We start from the raw sequence: 19,231 nt of genomic DNA, 5'->3' as shown, positions 1-19,231 counted from the left end.
CCAGTCCAGACCAATCGTTTACCAAACATGGGAAAGTTGAAGCCAGTTCTCATCTCCACCACACTGTTCCTCCTGCTCACCTTGATAACTTCCTGTCGTTCCACCAACGATTGGAACCCCTTCATAGACCTCGCCCAACACGACACGATCGTGGTCAACAGCTTCGCCTCTACTGACCCAAAACTCGGAAAGGAGCTCGCCGACCAAACCGCCTCCGCCCTCATCAAAGAAGGATACTACGCAACAGTATCCCGCACTCCGCTCGCCCAACCATCCATCGTGGTCGATGGCACTGTAATCCGTTTCAACAAAGGCAACCTTCCTCTCAGGATAAAAACCAACGGACGCAGCGGACACGCCCAGCTCCAAGTCGAAATCCTCGTCACCGAACTTCCATCGGGCTACGAAGGAACCCAGTTCCGCATGTCTCTGGATACACGACTGACAAAGCCGGACGCCAGTCGCACCGGACGCGAAACCTTTAGCTGGCTCCAACAAGAAACCGCCAAACAGATCGCTCGCAAACTCTCGCCTTAGAGGTTTCGCCCAGCCCTTATCCCTGTTCGTTTTCCATGAACTCCATCACTTCCGCACGCGTAAAACGCTGCGTGATATGCTTCGGACAATTCCAATCAAAGCCCACAACATCGATCACGATCATTCGAGTTCTCTCATCGGAAACTCCCAGTTTTCGAGCAACCTCGGGCTCATCCACCGCTCTCACGACTCGAGCTCTTCCAAGTACTTTCAACCGCTCACGCGCCCGATAATCCATGAGAAAAAGCGAAACGCGATCTTCCTCCGCCAAGTTCCCAACGCTGATGAGCTGACGATTCCCATCCAGGTCCGCAAAAGCGAGACGCCGCGGCCCCACCGCTTTGAGAAAACCAGCCGGCCCACCGCGATGTTGCAGATAAGGCCAGCCGCTTGAACTGATACTCGCCATGTAGAAGCTGTCCCGCTCGGAAATGAAGCGAACCTCCGAATCTCCAAGAGCACCATCAGTTTGTGGAGCCGCCGTTCGCCCTACCCGGCCGTACTCAGTCATCTGAGCCCGTTCGACGGCTGCCGTCTGCAGAGTCCGAAGGTATTCGCCTCTCATTGGACCTAAAAGGTTACTACGTTCCAACCTTCGGCGAGGTAGCGACGGACGCTCAATACACCAGGAGTCCCCTCCACTGGATTGTCTCCAATCAAGGCCACGCCCGCTTCTTCGAGTCCCTCCACCGCTTCGTTGCGTACCGCGCACCCCCTCGAAGCGCCCACAACGTGCTCACGCAGAGCATCGTAGCGAGCGTTCGCCGGATGGCTCAGTTTGCTCAATTCCGCCGGCCAACGAGTTCCCGTCCCGGCAAATGCGATCGCGAGTTCGTCGCCCTCGCGGCGGCACTCGTCCGCCATCCCCAAGGCATTGAGCATGCGGGTCAAAGACTCGTCGGAGCCACTTTTTGGATCTGAGTAGATAACAATTGCAGTCTTCATAATTCTGTCAGGTTGAATTTGATTCGCCGCAAACAAGACAGATCTGTCTACTTTTCGTCAATAGAAAAATAGACAGACCTGTCTGTTCTTGATTTTTCATACGCCAGGATCCACAACCTCCACATGCCAGACGCCAGCCCATCGCCCGCCCGCAAGTCCCCCAAGCGAGAGCTCCTGCTCGACACCGCATTCAAACTCTTCTACGAGCGCGGCTTCCACGCGGTCGGCATCGATACCATTCTCGCCGAGTCAGGCGTGGCGAAGATGACGCTCTACAACCATTTCAAGTCGAAGGACGAACTCATCGTCGCCGCCCTAGAAAAACGCGCCGCCGAGATCCTCGACCACCGCACCGCCACAATCCAAGAGGCAGGCGATGCGCCCCTCGCGAAAATCGCCGCCATCTTCGATGCCTATCACCAGTGGTTTCATTCTGAGGGATTCAACGGCTGCGCCTTCATCCGAGCCATTGGCGAGTACCCAGACGAAACCTCGCCCATCAACCAGTCCGTCAAAAGGCAGAAGCAAATCCTGATCGACACCTTCGCTCAGATCGCCACCGAACTAAAAGCGAAATCCCCACAACTCCTCGCCCAGCAACTCTATCTCCTCGCCGAAGGCGCCATCATCCGAGCCCACACCTTCCAAGACCCCGACTCCGCCCTAGCCGCCAAGCAAGCCGCCCTCGATCTCGCCCAATCCACTCCCCAAACCTAGCACCCAGAACCTAGAACCAACTACCAAAAAGAAACCTTCACTCTTCCCCCAAAATCCCCAACATCCCTCCCTTTTCAAAACACATCCGCGTTAGCAAACCACACACTCACTCGGACCACACAGTCCATTACCACAAGATCCATCAGAAAAAATCTGAGCCATCTGTGGTAAGACAGCACAACCCGATCACACAACCCACAGCTTCGTGTCCTTCGTGGGCCAATCAATTTTCCTCATGGCAACAAAATCCGCAGACTACAACTTCAGCGAAATCGAGAAGACCTGGCAAAAGGTCTGGGACGAAGAAAAGACCTTCGCCTGCTCAAACGACTCCGACAAGGAGAAGTACTTCATTCTCGATATGTTCCCCTATCCATCGGGTGCCGGCCTCCACATCGGCCACCCGCTCGGCTACACCGGTTCCGACATCCTCGCCCGCTACCAACGCGCCAAGGGCAAGAACGTGCTCCACCCAATCGGCTGGGACGCCTTCGGTCTCGCCACCGAGCAATACGCCATCAAGACAGGCAAGCACCCGCGCACCACTTCCGTCGAGCGCATCGGACACTTCCGCAACCAGCTCAAGTCCGTCGGTTTCTCCTTCGACTACGACCGCGAAGTCGACACCACCGACTCCAAGTACTACCGCTGGACCCAGTGGATCTTCCTCCAACTCTTCAAACGCGGCCTCGCCTACGTCGACATGCGCCCCGTTTGGTGGTGCGATGAACTCAAGACCGTACTCGCCAACGAAGAAGTCATCGACGGCAAGTCCGAGCGCGGCAACCACCCAGTCGTCCGCCGCAACCTCCGCCAAGTCGTCCTTAAGATCACCAAGTACGCCGACCGTCTCATCGAAGACCTCGACCTCGTAGACTGGCCCGCATCCACCAAGAAGATGCAGCAAGAGTGGATCGGCAAGTCCACCGGAGCCACCGCACGCTTCGCCCTCGAAGGCATGGACGAGTCACTCGAGATCTACACCACTCGCCCAGACACCCTCATGGGCGTCACCTACATGGTGCTCTCACCCGAGCACCCGCTCGTCGACAAACTCACCGTCGCCGAGAAGAAGGACGAAGTCGCAGCCTACATCACCGCCGCTGCCGCCAAGTCCGACCTCGAGCGTACCGATCTCGCCAAGGAAAAATCCGGCGTCTTCACCGGCTCCTACGCCGTGCATCCAATTACTGGAGACAAGATCCCAGTCTGGATCGCCGACTACGTTCTCATTTCCTACGGCACCGGAGCCATCATGGCCGTACCCGCTCACGACACCCGCGACTTCGAGTTTGCTGAGCAATTCAATCTTCCCATCCCGCAGGTCATCAAGGGCAGCGACGAAGACGTGCTCCCATACACCGGCGATGGCGTCCTCGTAAACTCAGGCGAGTTCGACGGCCTCCATTGGAAGGAAGCCAAGGAAAAGATTACCGCAAAACTCAAAGCCGAAGGCACTGGCGAAGAATCCACCCAGTACAAGCTCCGCGACTGGCTCTTCTCCCGCCAACGCTACTGGGGCGAGCCATTCCCAATCGCTTGGGTAAGCGAGGAAGATTACCGCAAAGCCGAAGCCAGCGGCGCCATCTCCGAGTGGCTCCCAGAAGAGCCCGTCACCTACACCGACGAAGACGGAACCGTATTCGCGCTTCCAGTACCACCCTCCTCCCTCCCACTCGAACTCCCCTACGTCGAATCCTACGAGCCAGCTGGTACAGGTGAAAGCCCGCTGAAAAAGGCCGAAGACTGGATGGAGATCTGGTACAACTACGCCACCGGCGCCTTCGTCCCAGCTTCCGGCGACAAGCCAGAAGGCGAAGAATGGGTACGCGCCTCCCGCGAGACCAACACTATGCCACAATGGGCCGGCTCCTGCTGGTACTACCTCCGCTACATGGATCCTCACAACTCCGAAGAGCTCGCTTCCCAAGCAGCCCTCGAGTATTGGCAAACACCCGACATGTACGTCGGAGGAGCGGAACACGCCGTACTCCACCTCCTCTACGCCCGCTTCTGGCACAAGGTCCTCTACGATTGCGGCGTCGTCCCAACCAAGGAACCCTTCGGCAAGCTCTTCCACCAAGGCATGCTGCTCGGCGAAGACGGCAAGAAGATCTCCAAGTCCGCCGGCAATGGCGTCGATCCCGTCACCGTGGTCAACGAGTACGGAGCCGACACCCTCCGCACCTACCTCATGTTCCTCGGACCACTCGAAGCCCGCAAACCTTGGAATTCCAAGGGCATCGGTGGCGTATCCAGATTCCTCAACAAGATCTGGCGCGAGATCGTCGGCAAGGACGGCGAACTCAATCCAAAGGTCAAAGACGGCTACCAAGACGACAAGGAAACCGAAAAGGTCCTCCACGAGACGATCAAGAAGGTCAGCGCCGATATCGAAGCCCTCAGCTTCAATACCGCGATCTCCCAGCTCATGATCCTCGTCAACCACCTTCAAGGCCAAGAGACCATCAGCCTCTTCGCTGCTAAGGCGCTCGTACAGATGGTTTCACCAATGGCTCCGCACATCGGCGAAGAACTCTGGAGCCGACTCGGCGAAACCAAGTCCTCCGGTCACGGTCCATGGCCCGAGCACGACGAGTCCAAACTCGTCACCGACGAGGTCAACATCGTCTTCCAAGTCATGGGCAAGACCCGCGGTCAAGCCAAGGTATCCAAAACCGCAACACAAGACGAAGTCCTCGAAATCGCGAAACAGGATCCCAAGGTAGCCAGCCACATAGAAGGCAAAACCATCCGCAAAGTCATCTACGTCCCCGGCCGCATCCTAAACATCGTCGCCAACTAATTAGTCGCCCACGAAGACCACGAAGCCACACAAAGAACTCAATGTGGGAAGCGGCCTTGTGCCGCGATAAACACAACCCGATCACTTCGTGTCCCTTAGTGCCCTTCGTGGGCAGAAAACCATGTCCACCTTCCTCCCTCCAGACTTTGACCGCACCGCTCCCGTCGGCCTCATCGCCGGGCGCGGCGTCTACCCGCGTCTGATCGCGGAGAAAGCCCTCGCCGCGGGCATCGACATGCGGCTCATCGCTTTCGACGGCGAAGCCGCAGAGGAAACTATCGACACCTTCCCCGCCGACAAACGAGCAGTCATCAACGTCGGCAAAGTCGGAGCCTGGCTCAAAGCCCTGCGCAAGTTCGGCTGCAAGTACACCATCGCCGCTGGCCAAGTAAAACCTGGCAAACTCTTTCGCGATCTCAAACCCGACGTCAAAGCGGCCGCTCTGCTCGTTAAGCTCAAACGCAAGAACGCCCACACCATCTTCGGAGCGATTGCCGACGAGCTCGCTACAAACGGCCAAACCGCGCTCGACGCCCGTTGTTTCATCGACGACCAAATGGCCGAGGTCGGGCACATGACCAAAGTCTACGACAAGATCGAAGACACCTACATCCAGCACGGAATCGAGATCGCCCAAGAGATGGCTCGACTCGACGTCGGCCAAGGCACCGTCGTTCGCAAAGGTACAGTGCTTGCCGTCGAAGCCTTTGAAGGCACCGACCCGATGCTCAAGCGAGCAGGCACCTTCAAAACCGACCAACTCATCTTCGTCAAAACGGTAAAACGCGAACAAGACTACCGCTTCGACGTACCCGTTTTTGGACTACGCACCCTAGAAATCATGGCCGAGCACAACATCGGCACCGCCGTCCTTAAAGCCGGCTCCGTCATCATGATCGAAAAGGAAAAGATTCTCGCCGAAGCCAAACGCCACAAGATCCAGATCATCGGCTTTTAAACAACGCGACACGATCTTTCATTGCGATCGATCAGCCAATCATGCCAGTCACTATCCGACGAGCCACTCCCGAAGACGCGGCTATTATCGCCGAGTTCAACATCGCCATGGCTCTCGAGACGGAGGGCAAGGTCCTCGCCCCCGCCACGATTCGAAAAGGCGTACACTCCCTCTTCGAACATCCCGAGCTCGGGTTCTATCTCGTTGCCGAACTGGACGGAAAAATAGCCGCCAGCCTCATGATCACCACTGAATGGAGCGATTGGCGGAACGGTCTGTTCTGGTGGATACAAAGCGTCTACGTTGTCCCCGAAGCACGACGCCAAGGACTCTTCACCCAACTTTACCGTTACGTCGAATCACTCGCCGCAGATGACTCCCGTATTTGCGGTTTTCGTCTCTATGTCGAGAGAGAGAACAAGGGTGCTCAAGCGGTCTACCGATCACTCGGCATGAACGAAACGCACTACAAGCTCTTCGAAACAGAGCGTAACCAATAAACGCTAGCATCTCCTTTCGAAGCTGATAGACACGGTATTCCATGATCGTCCTCGAAAGTATTGTCCCAGTCCTGTTGCTCATCATCTTGGGCAAAGCCCTTTCGCAGGCACGCTTCTTTCAGGAAGGTTTCTTCAAAGAGCTCAATCGCCTCACCTACTTCTGGGGCCTGCCCATACTGATCTTCTACAAGGTCGCCGAGATCGATCTGGAGAGCGAAGCGGGATTTGGGTTGCTCTATACGATGCTCATCGTGATCGGAGCCTCAATCGTGCTGGCTTACCTGCTGGTGCTGGTGTTGAAAGTCCCACGCGATTCAATCGGTTCGTTCGTGCAAGGCAGCTACCGCGGCAACCTCGCCTTTGTCGGCTTTCCTGTCGTCTACTTTGCACTCGGCCAAGAAGGCCTCGACCTCGGCATGTTCACGAGCGGCATTTGTATTCTTTTCTACAATACATCGAGCGTCGCTCTGCTCATTCTCCACTCCAAAGAAAAGAGCGACAACCCGCTGCAAGCTGTCTGGAAGCATGGCTTCCGCAATCCACTCATCCTCGCCTGCATTCTTGGTTTCGCGGTCAACCTAGCCGGAGCGGAAATCCCTACCATGATTCGCCGGGCCTTCGTCGCTCTCGGGCAGATCGCGCTGCCTCTCGCTCTGATTGGACTTGGTGCCGGATTGAAATTCGATGAACTCAAAGGACGCATCGGGCTCTCAACAATCGCCGCCCTAATCAACGTAGCTTTCAGCCCACTACTTGGGTACTTTGTTGGAAGAGCTCTCGGGCTCGATCCAACCAGCCTGAAAGTCGCGGTAATCTTCCTCTCCTGCCCCACAGCCGTGTTCTCTTACGTACTCGCAGAGATGCTAAGCAATGACGGCGTGATGGCACGAAACATTGTGATACTCAGTACCCTTCTCTCTATCGTGTCTCTGGTGCTGGCGATAGCCTTGCTCTGATCGGCTGTCAGTCCTGTGTAGGGTCGGCGCTCACCGCCGTACCGCAGATAGTAGATCGAACCAAACACGGGGCGGCTGCAAACGCAGCCTCAGCGTTGCCTGATGGCAGCGTTGCAGGGCAACGTAACCTGTGAATCACCTAAAAAGATGAGCTTGAGCAAGCAAGCGAAGCGACTAGGATGAAAATGATGAGCATAACCGAAATCGAAAAGATGACTCCCCCAGAAAGACTTAGAGCGATGGAAGCTCTCTGGGATGCGTTATGCCACGAAAAGACAGAACCCGCTTCTCCAAATTGGCATGAAGATGTTCTGTCGCAAAGGAGAAGTAGAATAGAATCTGGGGAAGCAAAATTCTACTCTATCGAAGAAGCCAAACGTATGCTCGAGGAATGAAGCGATTCGAAGTCACTCTTCTTGATGAGTCGATTTCCGATATCAAAGCAGGTAAACGCTTTTACGAAAACATAGCAGAAGGTATAGGTGGATACTTCACTGATTCGACTATGGGTGACATTGCTTCATTGCGTCTGCACGCAGGCGTTCATCCCGTGCGATTCGGATACCATCGCATGCTCCTCAAGCGTTTTCCTTTCGCAGTCTACTACAGCACAGAATCAAACCTAGCTTGTGTCGTCGCGGTTCTTGACATGAGACAAAACCCAGCCGGCATTCGAGCGATTCTCGATGAGAGAGATGAGCGGCCAAATGCTCCCAGCGGAAGAGGCATAACCTGAACATGAAAGCTAAGCCACTCACCCGTTTTAAGCCTCAACCGGCTTTCTCCACCAGAGTTCGATCAGAATTATCTAAATAACCACTTCCAGCAGGAAGATACACCAAGATTCTGGATGGGGTACATAAAAGCAGCCAGGGCAACAGAGCCACGTTGGTGCAGCGGATCTGCGGTTGATTGAGCGATTGGAACGGATATCACGATATTTGATTGGTTCTCCTGATTAATGCCACAGCCACTCGAACAACTTTCGGATCAAACGAATGGGCTCTCAAGGTCGAATCGAGTCCAATCAGTTGTTCAGAAGTAGCGTTCCCTCCCCAAAGCGATGTTCAAATACAGTTCGTGCGACCGTCGCCACACACACAATCAGGAGGAAACATGTTCACAAAAACACCAATCAAATTCTTAGCAATCTGCCTCGCTGGAGTAATCGCAGCGAGTTTCGCAACAGCCGGCAACTACGGATACAAGTCGAAGAAGGCCAAACAGGATCTCGTCGGCGTAGCCGCCTCGGCCGAAAACTTCACAACTCTCGTAGCAGCAGTGAAAGCCGCTGACCTCGTTGACGTGCTTCAAGGCGAAGGTCCTTACACCGTCTTCGCACCGACGGACGAAGCCTTTGCGGCACTGCCAGAAGGAACCATCGAATCGCTCCTGAGGCCGGAGAACAAGGACAAGCTTGTATCCATTCTAACATACCACGTCGTCCCCGCGAAGGTCCTCGCGAAGGATGTCGCAGCCGGTAAGGTGGCGACAGCCAATGGTTCAAAAATCGAGATAGCGATCAACGACGGAACAGTTATGGTACAGGACGCGAACGTCGTTGCGACAGACATTATGGCGAGCAACGGGGTAATCCACGTCATCGACAAAGTCATCATTCCCGAAGCCTAACCTATTTCCAGGTCAACTATAAGTAATGAAGCCGAGCAGCCATGCTCGGCTTCTCTTGCCAACCCCACTCTTCAGACGTAGAGAGGGAGCGCCTCCTAGGGAAAATCAGTACCTATCACAGCTCCCACCTAGGCTCTGGTTATCCCTAAACTCCGCACTGCCAAGAACCTAACCCATGTTCATCATCCTAAGTTTTCTCCAAGGCTCCCCAGATTTTTCCTAGGCTTCGAGGTGTCATCTTTGCTGCAGCAATTGCATTCTAGCGGCACAATGACCTCACCCCGCCTACGACATTTGATCGCGGCTACAGCCGTCGTATCCGCTACAATCTGCACTTTCGGCAATCCAGCCAACGCCCACAAAATCCACTTCGGCGAAGAAACGCTGCCCGCTCCCCAGTGGATTCTCGACGATACGATTTACGAGCTGAACGTACGACAGTTCTCGGAAGAAGGCACATTTGCTGCGGCTGAAAAGCAGCTCGATCGTATCCAGGAATTGGGCATACAAACGGTCTGGCTGATGCCTATTCACCCAATAGGAAAAACCAACCGGAAGGGTACACTGGGCAGCTACTACTCGATCGCAGACTACAAAGGCATCAATCCGGAATTTGGCGACAAGGAGAGTTTCCGTTCTTTCGTGAAGGCTGCCCATAAACGTGGGCTCAAGATCGTGCTGGACTGGGTCGCCAACCATTCCGCTTGGGAAAATCCTTGGACAAAGAGTAATCCAGATTTCTACGCCAAAGACCCAGAGGGCAACTTCATGCCTCCACACGGCACAGACTGGACAGACGTCATTCAACTGGATTTCAACAACCAGGAACTTTGGACCACCATGATCGACGCCATGGCGTACTGGATCAACGAATACGATATTGACGGTTATCGTTGCGATTTCGCTGCCGGCGTTCCCACTGACTTTTGGAATGAAGCCTCCAAGCAACTTCGTAAAATCAAGCCGGATTTCTTCATGCTCGCGGAGTCCTACCAAGGTGACTTCAACCTAGAGGCCTTCCACGCATCATACGCCTGGGAACGTCACCACGCTTTCAACGCAATCGCCCAAGGAAAAGCCCCCGCCTCCCATCTCGACGACATTCTCGCTCGGGAAAAGCTCTACATGCCCAAAGGTACAGCCTTGCTGACCTTCACCTCCAACCACGACGAGAATTCGTGGGCCGGGACCACTGCTGAGCGCATGGGGCCAGCCAAGCGCGTATTTGACCTGCTCTCATTCACGATGCCAGGCATTCCACTTATCTACAACGGCCAAGAGGCTTCCTTGGACAAGCGACTAGAGTTTTTCGAACGCGATCCGATCGAGTGGAAGGATTTCTCGGAAAGCGAATACTACAGCCAACTCATCGAGCTGAAACGCAGCGTATCAGCCCTGCATGGCACAGGTGCGAAACTCGTCCGCATCCCAACTACTGCAAACGAAAAGGTCTTCGCTTTCCGCCGAGAGAATAAGGACTCGCAAGTCGTCGTATTCGCGAATCTTTCCAACGAATCCGTTCATTGCACCGCGGCCTGTTCGAAGATGGGCAACGTCTATCGATCCTTTTTCTCCGGACAAAAGAACCGTTTCAAAAATACCTGCGAGATCAGCCTCGAGCCCTGGGCGTTCGAAGTTTTCGTGCGTGAGAAAGAGTAGAGGCCGCAAGACGATACCGTAGCGCGGAGCTTTAGCCCGCGTCCACATCGCCAGGTTTACGCGGGCTAAAGCACCGTGCTACGACGGGTTTCTAAGAATTGTCCTACCCAGCTTAGCTTTGTCCAAGCTTTGAGTCGGGCCCTTAGCAACAGTTCCCTTAACTCTAAACCTATACCCCGCCTAAGCCCCCAAACGAGGCGCACACCCCTTTTCAGCGACCTACCCCCAAGAAGTATGAAACAATTACTCATCGCTCTCTCCGCCGTCGTAGCGACAACCCTCACCTTCGGTAAAAACATCGACCGCATCGACCCTCCATTCTGGTGGGCCAACATGCCTGTATCGGAACTGCAGATCCAACTCTACGCAGAAGATATCGGAAGCTACAGGGCCGAAATCGACGCTCCCGGAGTCTCCATCGCCCGACAGATCGCAGTCGATTCCCCCAACTATCTTTTCCTTTACCTAGAGCTATCGCCTGAGACTCAACCCGGCACTCTAGCGATCAATCTGAGCAACGGCGACGAATCCTTCACCTTAGACTACGAGCTCAAGCAGCGTGAAGCCACCGAAGGCCGCAACCAAGGCTTCGACTCCAGCGACCTGATCTACCTCATGATGCCAGACCGCTTCGCCAACGGAAACGTGGACAACGACAACATCGAAGGTCTCACCGAAAAGGTCGACCGTAGCGACCCAACAAAACGCCAAGGCGGTGATATCCAAGGCATCTCGGATCACCTCGGCTATATCGATGACCTCGGAATGACCGCCATCTGGTTCACCCCGATGTTCGAGAACAACTCGCCTCCAGAGTACGGTGGCTACCACGGCTACGCGGCCTCCAACATGTACAAAGTCGATGCTCGGATCGGAACCAACGAGGCCTACAAGCAACTCGTTTCCGACGTTCACGACCGAGGAATGAAAGTCATCATGGATATGATCCATAACCACATAGGCCTCGACCACTGGTGGATGGCGGATCTCCCAACTAAAGACTGGGTTCACGATGTTGAGGAATTTGGATACACGAATTTCAAAGGCACCATTCACGGCGATCCGCACGCTTCCGAGTACGACAAGAACCGCTTGGTAAAAGGCTGGTTCGTCCCCTACATGCCGGACCTCAACCAGCATAACGAGCTGCTAGCCGACTATTTGATCCAAAATTCCATCTGGTGGATCGAGTTTTCCGGAATCGACGGCATTCGCATGGACACTTACCTGTACCCTTACAAAGACTACATGGCACGCTGGGTCAGAGAAGTACTCGCCGCTTATCCGAGCTTCAACATCGTCGGCGAAGTCTGGGTTGAAACCGTCGCCCACGAATCCTACTGGCAAGATAATGCAGTTAAAACAGATGACGGGTACGACTCCGAGCTACCCAGCGTAACCGACTTCCCTCTCAGCTTCGCCATTCGCGACGGACTCAAAGAAGAGTTCGGTTGGACTACAGGACTCAGCCGAGTCTACTACACCTTCGCTCAGGATCGCCTCTATACAGATCCGAACAACAACGTGATTTTCATCGACAACCACGACATGTCGCGCGCCTTCGAACATCTCGGCAAAGACGAAAACCTCTTCAAAATTGCCTACTCCATCCTGCTCACAGCTCGCGGCATTCCACAGGTCTACTACGGAACAGAGTTAATGATGGAACACGAAAACCGCGGTGGAGATGACGAAGCATGGCGTCAAACAATGCCGGGCGGTTGGCCCGACGACGAGCGTAGCGTATTCACAAAAAAAGGACGTACGGATAAGGAAAACGAAATCCTCGCCTACATGAAAAAGCTCAACCACTGGCGCGGAGAAAACAAAGCTCTTCACGACGGAGAACTCCTCCAGTTCATGCCCGACGAAAACACCTTCGTTTATTTCCGCATTCTCGAAGATCAGGCCGTAATGATCGCCATCAACGGTCGAGACGAAGAAGCCCAACTTCCAGTGGATCGCTTCGCAGAAGTACTCGACAACTACAGCAGCGCCGAGATCGCTCCAGACGGAAAATCGATCGACCTTTCAGACACGATTCGCATCCCCGCCAAGACCGCGTTGCTCGTGGAGCTTTCGAATTAGAAATCCAAATACAAGACCCTTTTATAGATTAGTTTCGTTAACCAAACAACATCACTATATCGAAAGAAAAACGGTCCAAGTTCGATCCACTAATCAGTCCCACTTTTCTCTAAGATCAGACGGCCCCTAGTACCTTACGTAACTAGGGGTCGTCTTTTTATTTCTAACTATCAATGGCTTATAGCATCCAAATAAGGACTTTTACCCAGCCCCCAAATCCCAACAGAGGAAAACTCCCTAATCTAAGTTTTGTCCTACCGATATCAGTTTTATGCGACAGATACGGTTGGAAATAGAAACGATTTTGAGCGACATTATAAACACTCCAGAAAATACCCCGACCGGCCATCGATGGCGTTTTCTGCAATACCGCTAACCCAAACGTGCCCAACCGCTGACCTATATCAAACAGCATGGAACGGCTACCTTTATACCCCGCTCCGTAGGCACACTCTGTCAAACGTCTAGAATACACGGATATGAATAAATACACCAAAACCCGGGCTTCACGCGTCACCGCCTCCGCCCTGCTTTTGCTGGGCCTGGCCACAAGCCCGTTTGCCCATTCGCAAGATGACGACGAAGCCATCTTCGAACTCGACGCCTTCAAAGTAACTGGTGGATACGCTGGCAGTCTCGCTGCTGCGACCGAAGCGAAACGACTCGCTCCGGTGATCGTGGAAGCGATCTCAGCGGAAGACATCGGCAAGCTTCCTGATACTTCAATTGCGGAGTCTATCGCACGTCTCCCCGGTATCACTACACAGCGCGTCAACTCACGTGCACAGCGTATCGTCATTCGCGGCCTCGGCGGCGATTTCAGTACAGCGCTTCTCAACGGACGCCAGCAGGTATCCACAAGTGGAGACCGCTCAGTCGAGTTCGACCAATACCCTGCAGAACTCCTCAATGGAGTCGTAGTTTATAAGACAACCAACCCATCTCTTCTCGGCCAAGGCCTAGCAGGTACCGTCGACATGCGGACCGTTAGCCCGCTCAAGCACGGCAAGAAGACCGTCGCTGCCAACGTTTTCTACGAATGGGCAGACATGGGCAACCTAAACCCAGAGTCCGACGACTCCGGCCTTCGCTACTCACTCAACTACATCGACCAGCTCAATGAGGGGAAGGTCGGCATCGCTTTCGGCTACGTCAAAACAGACAAGCCAGGGCAAGGCGAGCAATGGAACGCTTGGGGGTATCCAACAACCGGAGACGGCGACTACGTTCTCGGTGGAGCTAAGCCATTCGTACGCTCTTCCAACCTAGAGCGCGAGAGTTTCCTCGGTGTCGCTGAATTCCAGCCGAACGAAAATGTCCACTCCATGATCGACATTTTCTACTCCGAGTTCACGGAAAACCAGTACCTCCGTGGCATCGAAATGCCGCTCCAGTGGTCCTCCGCGCAATTGCAGGACGGATACACCGTTGAAGACGGACTCGTGACAGAAGGTACATTCGACAACTTCTACGGTGTCATGCGTAACGACATCGTTTGGCGCGACGCCGACCTCTTCTCCGCAGGATGGAACATCCGCGTAGGCGACAACGGCGGCGACGGCTGGATCTTCGAAGCCGACCTCGCCATGTCAGAAGTCGACCGTAAGGACAACGTACTGGAAACCTACTCCGGCTACGCGTCCAACCAAAGCGGCACACCTGACTCCGTACACTACTCCCTCGAAGGAGGCACCGGAGCGATCTTCACTCCGACTCTCGACTACGCTGACCACGACGCGGTCAAACTCACCAGCCCGCAGGGCTGGGCCTCAGGCACCGTTCCTGGCGGCCAAGTCGGTTTCTTCAAGGGACCAAAGGCTGACGACAAACTCGAGCAGGTTCGCGTTTCCCTCGAGAAAGAACTCCCAAGCGTATTCAATCGCTTCGAAGGCGGCCTCGCTTACACCAGCCGTGACAAGAGCGAAATCGAAGCCGGTCCTGGCGGCACGGAAGGCTTCTTCCTCGCCCTGCCAAACGGAGCGACTAGCGCGGATCTGCCTCCTTCCATCGGCACCACCTCCCTCGCCTTCATCGGCATCCCAGGGATGGTCAGCTATGACGCCCGCGCTCTCTACGAAAGCGGATACTACGACGAGATTGCCAACGACAATCCAGCGTATGTAGCGAACAACTACGCCATCGGCGAAGACGTCTACACAGCCTACGCTCAGTTCGACATCCAAAGCCGTATCGCAGACATCCCCGTCACAGGTACCATCGGAGCTCAGTACGTACAGACAGACCAGTCCTCTCGCGGCCTCGCCACCAACGGTCAGACCACCTTCGAGAAGACCGGCGAGCACGACTACGACGACTTCGTTCCTAGCTTGAACCTCAACTTCGCAGTAGGCCAAAGCAGCAACGTCCGCTTCAGCGCGGCCCGCCAACTCGCCCGTCAAGAGATGGTCGATATGCGTGCCGGTTCCAACTACGGCTTCGATGAGCGTCTCGCGGATTCGACTGACCCGCAGCAAAGCCCATGGAGCGGCTCCGGCGGTAACCCAGCCCTCGAGCCATGGCGTTCGAACTCCCTCGACCTCACGTACGAAAAGTACTTCGAAAAGGGAATGGGCTTCTGGGCCATCAACGGCTTCTACAAGGACCTCCGCAGCTACACATACGACCAGCCGATCCTCTCCGACTTCACTGGATTCGAAACAGGTTCCGACCTCACTCCAGCGATCTACGAAGGCTACCTCACCGTTCCACAAAACGGTAGCGGCGGCAGCATCAAGGGTATCGAAGGTACCATCTCCGTTCCTGGCGAGTTCATGAGCGATTCCCTCAAGGGCTTCGGTCTCATCCTCAGCGGCGCTTACGTAGACAGCTCCATTCAGCCAGACCTCGGCAATCCTTCACAGCCGATCCCAGGTCTGTCCGACACAGTCATCAACGGAACAATCTACTACGAGAACGAGAACGGCTTCCAAGCTCGCCTCAGCTCCCGCTACCGTAGCGAGTTCCGCGGCGACATCGCCACCTTCGGCCCTCGCGGCGAAGTGTTCCGCAGCCTCCAGTCCGAAACCGTGGTCGACGCTCAGGTTAGCTACAACTTCAAGTCCGGAGCCCTCGAAGGCGCGAGCATCACGCTGCAAGGCTACAACCTCACCGACGAGCCGCTCTTCGCCACCCAAGGCGACAGCGACCCACGCCTGGTACAAGACTACCAGCTCTACGGAGCCCAGTACTCCGTTGGCTTCTCTTACAAATACTAAAAACTCTTAACCAGCTGCTCCGGGAGGCTCACTCCTCCCGGGCAGCGTCCTCCTCTACCTCGTAGAGAACCTGGCGGTTCGCACACAATCCCTCTTTGCACGGATCAAGCGGCCGTCATTTCACTTTCCAAATAGGACTGAGACCTGTCCGATCTGTAGTCGCCCCGCACGCTGGCGGGGCGGCCCGGACAGAGCGTCGAGCACCAGACTCCGCCACTCGTCCCAAAACCCTGTAATCATCACTCTCTACAAACTGCAACCATGTCGCTAGATTCCCCCAGTTGGCTCAAAGCCCGCCAATCCGGCGCTCTCATTCACGTGAGCTCGCTCCCGAGCGATACAGGCATCGGCAACCTCGGAGAAGGCGCCCGACGCTTCGTCGACTTTCTGGCAGCCGCCGGCTTCTCCCATTGGCAAGTGTGCCCCGTCGGACCTACCGGCTACGGAGATTCGCCCTACCAATCCTTTTCCGCCTTCGCTGGCAACCCCTACTTCATCGACCTAAACGAGCTCGTCGAGCAGGAGCTCCTCACCGAAGAGGAAATCTCAGGACTCCGCGAGCTCCCCACCGACCGCGTCGACTACGGCAAGATCTACTATACCCTCTGGGGCATCCTCGCCAAAGCCCATCGCCGCTTCGATCCCCAGACCTTCGCCCTAAACGGGGGGCAATCCTTCCACGAGTTTTACGAGTCCCAATCGTATTGGCTCGACCCCTACACAAGCTTCATGGCCCTCAAAGCCCGCTTCGGCCAACGCTCATGGGTCGAGTGGCCGCAAGAGTATCGCGATCCCCAGAAGGTCGCCAAGATCAAGCTCAGCCCAGCCGAACTCTCAGAACGCTCCCGACACGCCTTCTACCAATACGTCTTCTTCCATCAATGGAAGCGGCTCAAAGAGTACGCCAACGCCAAGGGAATCGAAATCGTCGGAGACATTCCGATCTACGTAGCCCTCGACAGCGCCGACGTCTGGAGCCGTCGCTCAAACTTCCTGGTACACGCCGACGGCGACCTCGATTCGGTGGCAGGCGTACCACCCGACTACTTTTCAGAAACAGGTCAGCTCTGGGGCAACCCGCTCTACGACTGGAAACACCTCGAGAAAAATGGATACAAATGGTGGATCGAACGCATCCGCTCCAGCCTCGAGCTTTTCGACGTCCTACGCTTCGACCACTTCCGTGGATTCGCAGATTTTTGGGTAGTACCTTCCCACGCTCCTGACGCATCAGAGGGGGCGTGGGAATTAGGCCCTGGCATCGGACTTTTCTACGCGATCGAACGCGCCATACCAAACGCAAAGTTCATCGCGGAAGATTTGGGCTACATCAACGAACGCGTCTTCAACCTCCGCAAGGAAACTGGATATCCAGGCATGAAAATCATGCAGTTCGGATACGGGCACGACGACAACAACGTCAACCTCCCTCACTTCTTCGAGAAAAACCAAGTCGTCTACACCGGTACCCACGACAACGATACAACCCAAGGCTGGCTCGACTCTCTCGAGGGAGAAAACCGAAAGTGCAATTTCGACTACTTCAACCTGCACGACAATCCAACCGCTGACCGGATCGTCGAAGCCGCTCTCGCCTCCGTCGCCCGACTCGTCATCACTCCCGTCCAGGACTTGCTCGGACTCGGTAGCTCGGCCCGCATGAACTGCCCAGGAACCTCCATCGGAAACTGGCAGTGGAGGCTCTCCCCGGAAACGTTCAAGCACATGACAGAGGATCTGCCCGCCCATTTCCGAGAGTTGAACAATCGCTACCACCGCATTGACGACAAAGTGCAGCGCGACTACAGTGCCCCGCCTGCTCCCGCCCCTCTCGACTTTCCTGAACCAAAGAAGCAGGAACACTCTACCCTATAAGTTTTACCAGTATCCCACTCATGAATACATCTCGCCTCTCTTTCTGGCAAATCTGGAACATGAGCTTCGGCTTCCTCGGCATCCAATTCGGATGGGGGCTGCAAATGGCGAACATGTCCGCCATCTACCAATTCCTAGGAGCGGAAGAGAGCGAGATCCCCCTTCTTTGGCTGGCCGCTCCCATAACCGGACTCGTGGTCCAGCCAATCATCGGTTACTACAGCGACCGTACCTGGACCCGCCTTGGCCGACGCCGCCCCTACTTCCTGGTCGGCGCTATCCTAGCCAGCCTCGCCCTCATCGCCATGCCGAACTCATCCACCCTGTGGATGGCTGCCGGCTTGCTCTGGATACTGGATGCCTCGGTCAATATTTCAATGGAGCCCTTCCGCGCGTTCGTCGGAGACAAGCTTCCTGAAGACCAGCGAAAGACAGGCTTCGCCATGCAGAGCTTGCTCATCGGCCTCGGAGCCGTAGCCGCGTCTTCCCTTCCCTGGGTATTCACCAACGTGTTCGGTATGGAAAGCGGCTCCGGAGCAGACGGAGCGATCCCGGACTCGGTAAAGATCTCCTTCTACATCGGTTCAGCCATCTTCTTCTTCGCAGTCCTCTACACCGTTCTCACCAGCACAGAAAGCCCGCCAGAAGACCTCGAAGCCTTCGAGAAGGAAAAGGCGGAATCCGCAGGGGTCGGCCACATGTTTGCCGAAATATTCGGCGGCATCAAAAACATGCCCACCGCCATGCGGCAACTCGCGGTGTCCCAGTTCTTCACCTGGTTCGGCCTCTTCTGCTTGTGGCTCTACTTCTCACCCGCCGTCGCCACCCAGATCTTTGGCGGCACCGCTGGCGAGCCGGAATACCAGAAAGGCGTGGAATGGGCAGGCGTCTGCCTCAGCGCCTACAACTTCGTAGCCTTCCTCTTCTCCTTCGCCCTCATCGCCCTCACAAAGCGATACTCCGCGAAAGCGATCCACACCGTCTGCCTCTTGTGCGGAGCTCTTGGACTGGTCTCGATCGCCTTTATCCCAACGCCACAGCCACTCATCGCTGCCATGGTCGGGATCGGAATCGCTTGGGCCAGTATCCTCTCCATGCCCTACGCCATGCTTTCGAACGTGATCCCGGCCAAGAAGATGGGATTCTACATGGGCGTCTTCAATTTCTTCATCGTGCTCCCTCAGATCGTAGCATCGCTCGGCCTCGGTCCCGTCGTGAAACACTTGCTCGGAAACAATGCCGCCATCGCGGTAGCCATGGGCGGAGTCTCCTTCCTCGTAGCCGCGTTCTCACTACGTTTCGTCGAAGAAAACAATTAGATTGCTTCAGCAACTAAGGGCCTT

Annotated in this window: 16 protein-coding genes; 14 read left to right on the top strand and 2 right to left on the bottom strand. The window is 55.4% G+C overall.

What is annotated here, in order from left to right:
• The first annotated feature begins 27 nt into the window (after positions 1 to 27).
• Positions 28 to 537: a hypothetical protein gene (locus JIN87_RS07515; protein ID WP_200354928.1), complete on the top strand. Its 510-nt coding sequence runs from the start codon at positions 28 to 30 to the stop codon at positions 535 to 537.
• Between the two features lie 16 nt (positions 538 to 553).
• Here the strand turns inward: JIN87_RS07515 and JIN87_RS07510 are convergent, their stop codons facing one another.
• Entirely contained in the window at positions 554 to 1,102 is a 549-nt protein-coding gene (locus tag JIN87_RS07510; RefSeq protein ID WP_200354927.1) for a pyridoxamine 5'-phosphate oxidase family protein, read from the bottom strand.
• Positions 1,103 to 1,107: 5 nt separating this feature from the next.
• Complete coding sequence (locus JIN87_RS07505) at positions 1,108 to 1,482, bottom strand: hypothetical protein (RefSeq protein ID WP_200354926.1); 375 nt, start codon at positions 1,480 to 1,482, stop codon at positions 1,108 to 1,110.
• 123 nt (positions 1,483 to 1,605) lie between these two features.
• On the opposite strand from JIN87_RS07505, the gene JIN87_RS07500 reads away from it, so the two are divergent.
• The 13 genes from JIN87_RS07500 (at position 1,606) to JIN87_RS07440 (ending at position 19,207) form a co-directional block, all read left to right on the top strand.
• Positions 1,606 to 2,199 carry a TetR/AcrR family transcriptional regulator gene (locus JIN87_RS07500; protein ID WP_200354925.1) on the top strand — a complete coding sequence of 198 codons (594 nt, stop codon included), beginning with the start codon at positions 1,606 to 1,608 and terminating at the stop codon, positions 2,197 to 2,199.
• A 235-nt stretch (positions 2,200 to 2,434) separates the two neighbouring features.
• On the top strand, positions 2,435 to 5,005 hold the full coding sequence (gene leuS / locus JIN87_RS07495; RefSeq protein WP_200354924.1) for a leucine--tRNA ligase: 2,571 nt from the start codon (positions 2,435 to 2,437) through the stop codon (positions 5,003 to 5,005).
• 121 nt (positions 5,006 to 5,126) lie between these two features.
• Positions 5,127 to 5,963 (top strand): LpxI family protein, encoded by an 837-nt coding sequence (locus JIN87_RS07490; protein WP_200354923.1) that lies wholly within the window; start codon positions 5,127 to 5,129, stop codon positions 5,961 to 5,963.
• Positions 5,964 to 6,004: 41 nt separating this feature from the next.
• The gene (locus JIN87_RS07485) at positions 6,005 to 6,463 is read left to right on the top strand and encodes a GNAT family N-acetyltransferase (protein ID WP_200354922.1); all 459 of its coding nucleotides are present in this window, start codon (positions 6,005 to 6,007) and stop codon (positions 6,461 to 6,463) included.
• 41 nt (positions 6,464 to 6,504) lie between these two features.
• Positions 6,505 to 7,419 (top strand): AEC family transporter, encoded by a 915-nt coding sequence (locus tag JIN87_RS07480; RefSeq protein WP_200354921.1) that lies wholly within the window; start codon positions 6,505 to 6,507, stop codon positions 7,417 to 7,419.
• 185 nt (positions 7,420 to 7,604) lie between these two features.
• Entirely contained in the window at positions 7,605 to 7,814 is a 210-nt protein-coding gene (locus tag JIN87_RS07475; RefSeq protein ID WP_200354920.1) for an addiction module protein, read from the top strand.
• Positions 7,811 to 8,155, top strand: coding sequence for a hypothetical protein (locus JIN87_RS07470; protein ID WP_200354919.1), 345 nt, complete (start codon positions 7,811 to 7,813; stop codon positions 8,153 to 8,155). Before JIN87_RS07475 ends, JIN87_RS07470 begins: the two co-directional genes overlap by 4 nt.
• Positions 8,156 to 8,535: 380 nt before the next feature.
• Positions 8,536 to 9,051 (top strand): fasciclin domain-containing protein, encoded by a 516-nt coding sequence (locus tag JIN87_RS07465; protein ID WP_200354918.1) that lies wholly within the window; start codon positions 8,536 to 8,538, stop codon positions 9,049 to 9,051.
• Positions 9,052 to 9,321: 270 nt separating this feature from the next.
• Positions 9,322 to 10,710, top strand: coding sequence for an alpha-amylase family glycosyl hydrolase (locus tag JIN87_RS07460; protein WP_200354917.1), 1,389 nt, complete (start codon positions 9,322 to 9,324; stop codon positions 10,708 to 10,710).
• 234 nt (positions 10,711 to 10,944) lie between these two features.
• Positions 10,945 to 12,798, top strand: coding sequence for a glycoside hydrolase family 13 protein (locus JIN87_RS07455; protein ID WP_200354916.1), 1,854 nt, complete (start codon positions 10,945 to 10,947; stop codon positions 12,796 to 12,798).
• Positions 12,799 to 13,277: 479 nt separating this feature from the next.
• Positions 13,278 to 16,013, top strand: coding sequence for a TonB-dependent receptor (locus JIN87_RS07450; RefSeq protein ID WP_200354915.1), 2,736 nt, complete (start codon positions 13,278 to 13,280; stop codon positions 16,011 to 16,013).
• Positions 16,014 to 16,274: 261 nt separating this feature from the next.
• Positions 16,275 to 17,888, top strand: a complete 1,614-nt coding sequence (malQ, locus tag JIN87_RS07445) for a 4-alpha-glucanotransferase (protein ID WP_200354914.1) — start codon at positions 16,275 to 16,277, stop codon at positions 17,886 to 17,888.
• 20 nt (positions 17,889 to 17,908) lie between these two features.
• Positions 17,909 to 19,207: an MFS transporter gene (locus JIN87_RS07440; RefSeq protein WP_200354913.1), complete on the top strand. Its 1,299-nt coding sequence runs from the start codon at positions 17,909 to 17,911 to the stop codon at positions 19,205 to 19,207.
• Positions 19,208 to 19,231 lie beyond the last annotated feature (24 nt).

The sequence above is a fragment of the Pelagicoccus mobilis genome (assembly GCF_016595505.1).
GTDB classification, from domain to species: domain Bacteria; phylum Verrucomicrobiota; class Verrucomicrobiia; order Opitutales; family Opitutaceae; genus Pelagicoccus; species Pelagicoccus mobilis.
This window is presented reverse-complemented; position numbering and strand designations above follow the sequence as displayed.

Coding starts and splice junctions, on each gene's coding strand:
- JIN87_RS07515 (WP_200354928.1), top strand. CDS start 28: ATGGGAAAGTTGAAGCCAGTTCTCATCTCCACCACACTGTTCCTCCTG.
- JIN87_RS07510 (WP_200354927.1), bottom strand. CDS start 1,102: ATGAGAGGCGAATACCTTCGGACTCTGCAGACGGCAGCCGTCGAACGG.
- JIN87_RS07505 (WP_200354926.1), bottom strand. CDS start 1,482: ATGAAGACTGCAATTGTTATCTACTCAGATCCAAAAAGTGGCTCCGAC.
- JIN87_RS07500 (WP_200354925.1), top strand. CDS start 1,606: ATGCCAGACGCCAGCCCATCGCCCGCCCGCAAGTCCCCCAAGCGAGAG.
- leuS (WP_200354924.1), top strand. CDS start 2,435: ATGGCAACAAAATCCGCAGACTACAACTTCAGCGAAATCGAGAAGACC.
- JIN87_RS07490 (WP_200354923.1), top strand. CDS start 5,127: ATGTCCACCTTCCTCCCTCCAGACTTTGACCGCACCGCTCCCGTCGGC.
- JIN87_RS07485 (WP_200354922.1), top strand. CDS start 6,005: ATGCCAGTCACTATCCGACGAGCCACTCCCGAAGACGCGGCTATTATC.
- JIN87_RS07480 (WP_200354921.1), top strand. CDS start 6,505: ATGATCGTCCTCGAAAGTATTGTCCCAGTCCTGTTGCTCATCATCTTG.
- JIN87_RS07475 (WP_200354920.1), top strand. CDS start 7,605: ATGATGAGCATAACCGAAATCGAAAAGATGACTCCCCCAGAAAGACTT.
- JIN87_RS07470 (WP_200354919.1), top strand. CDS start 7,811: ATGAAGCGATTCGAAGTCACTCTTCTTGATGAGTCGATTTCCGATATC.
- JIN87_RS07465 (WP_200354918.1), top strand. CDS start 8,536: ATGTTCACAAAAACACCAATCAAATTCTTAGCAATCTGCCTCGCTGGA.
- JIN87_RS07460 (WP_200354917.1), top strand. CDS start 9,322: ATGACCTCACCCCGCCTACGACATTTGATCGCGGCTACAGCCGTCGTA.
- JIN87_RS07455 (WP_200354916.1), top strand. CDS start 10,945: ATGAAACAATTACTCATCGCTCTCTCCGCCGTCGTAGCGACAACCCTC.
- JIN87_RS07450 (WP_200354915.1), top strand. CDS start 13,278: ATGAATAAATACACCAAAACCCGGGCTTCACGCGTCACCGCCTCCGCC.
- malQ (WP_200354914.1), top strand. CDS start 16,275: ATGTCGCTAGATTCCCCCAGTTGGCTCAAAGCCCGCCAATCCGGCGCT.
- JIN87_RS07440 (WP_200354913.1), top strand. CDS start 17,909: ATGAATACATCTCGCCTCTCTTTCTGGCAAATCTGGAACATGAGCTTC.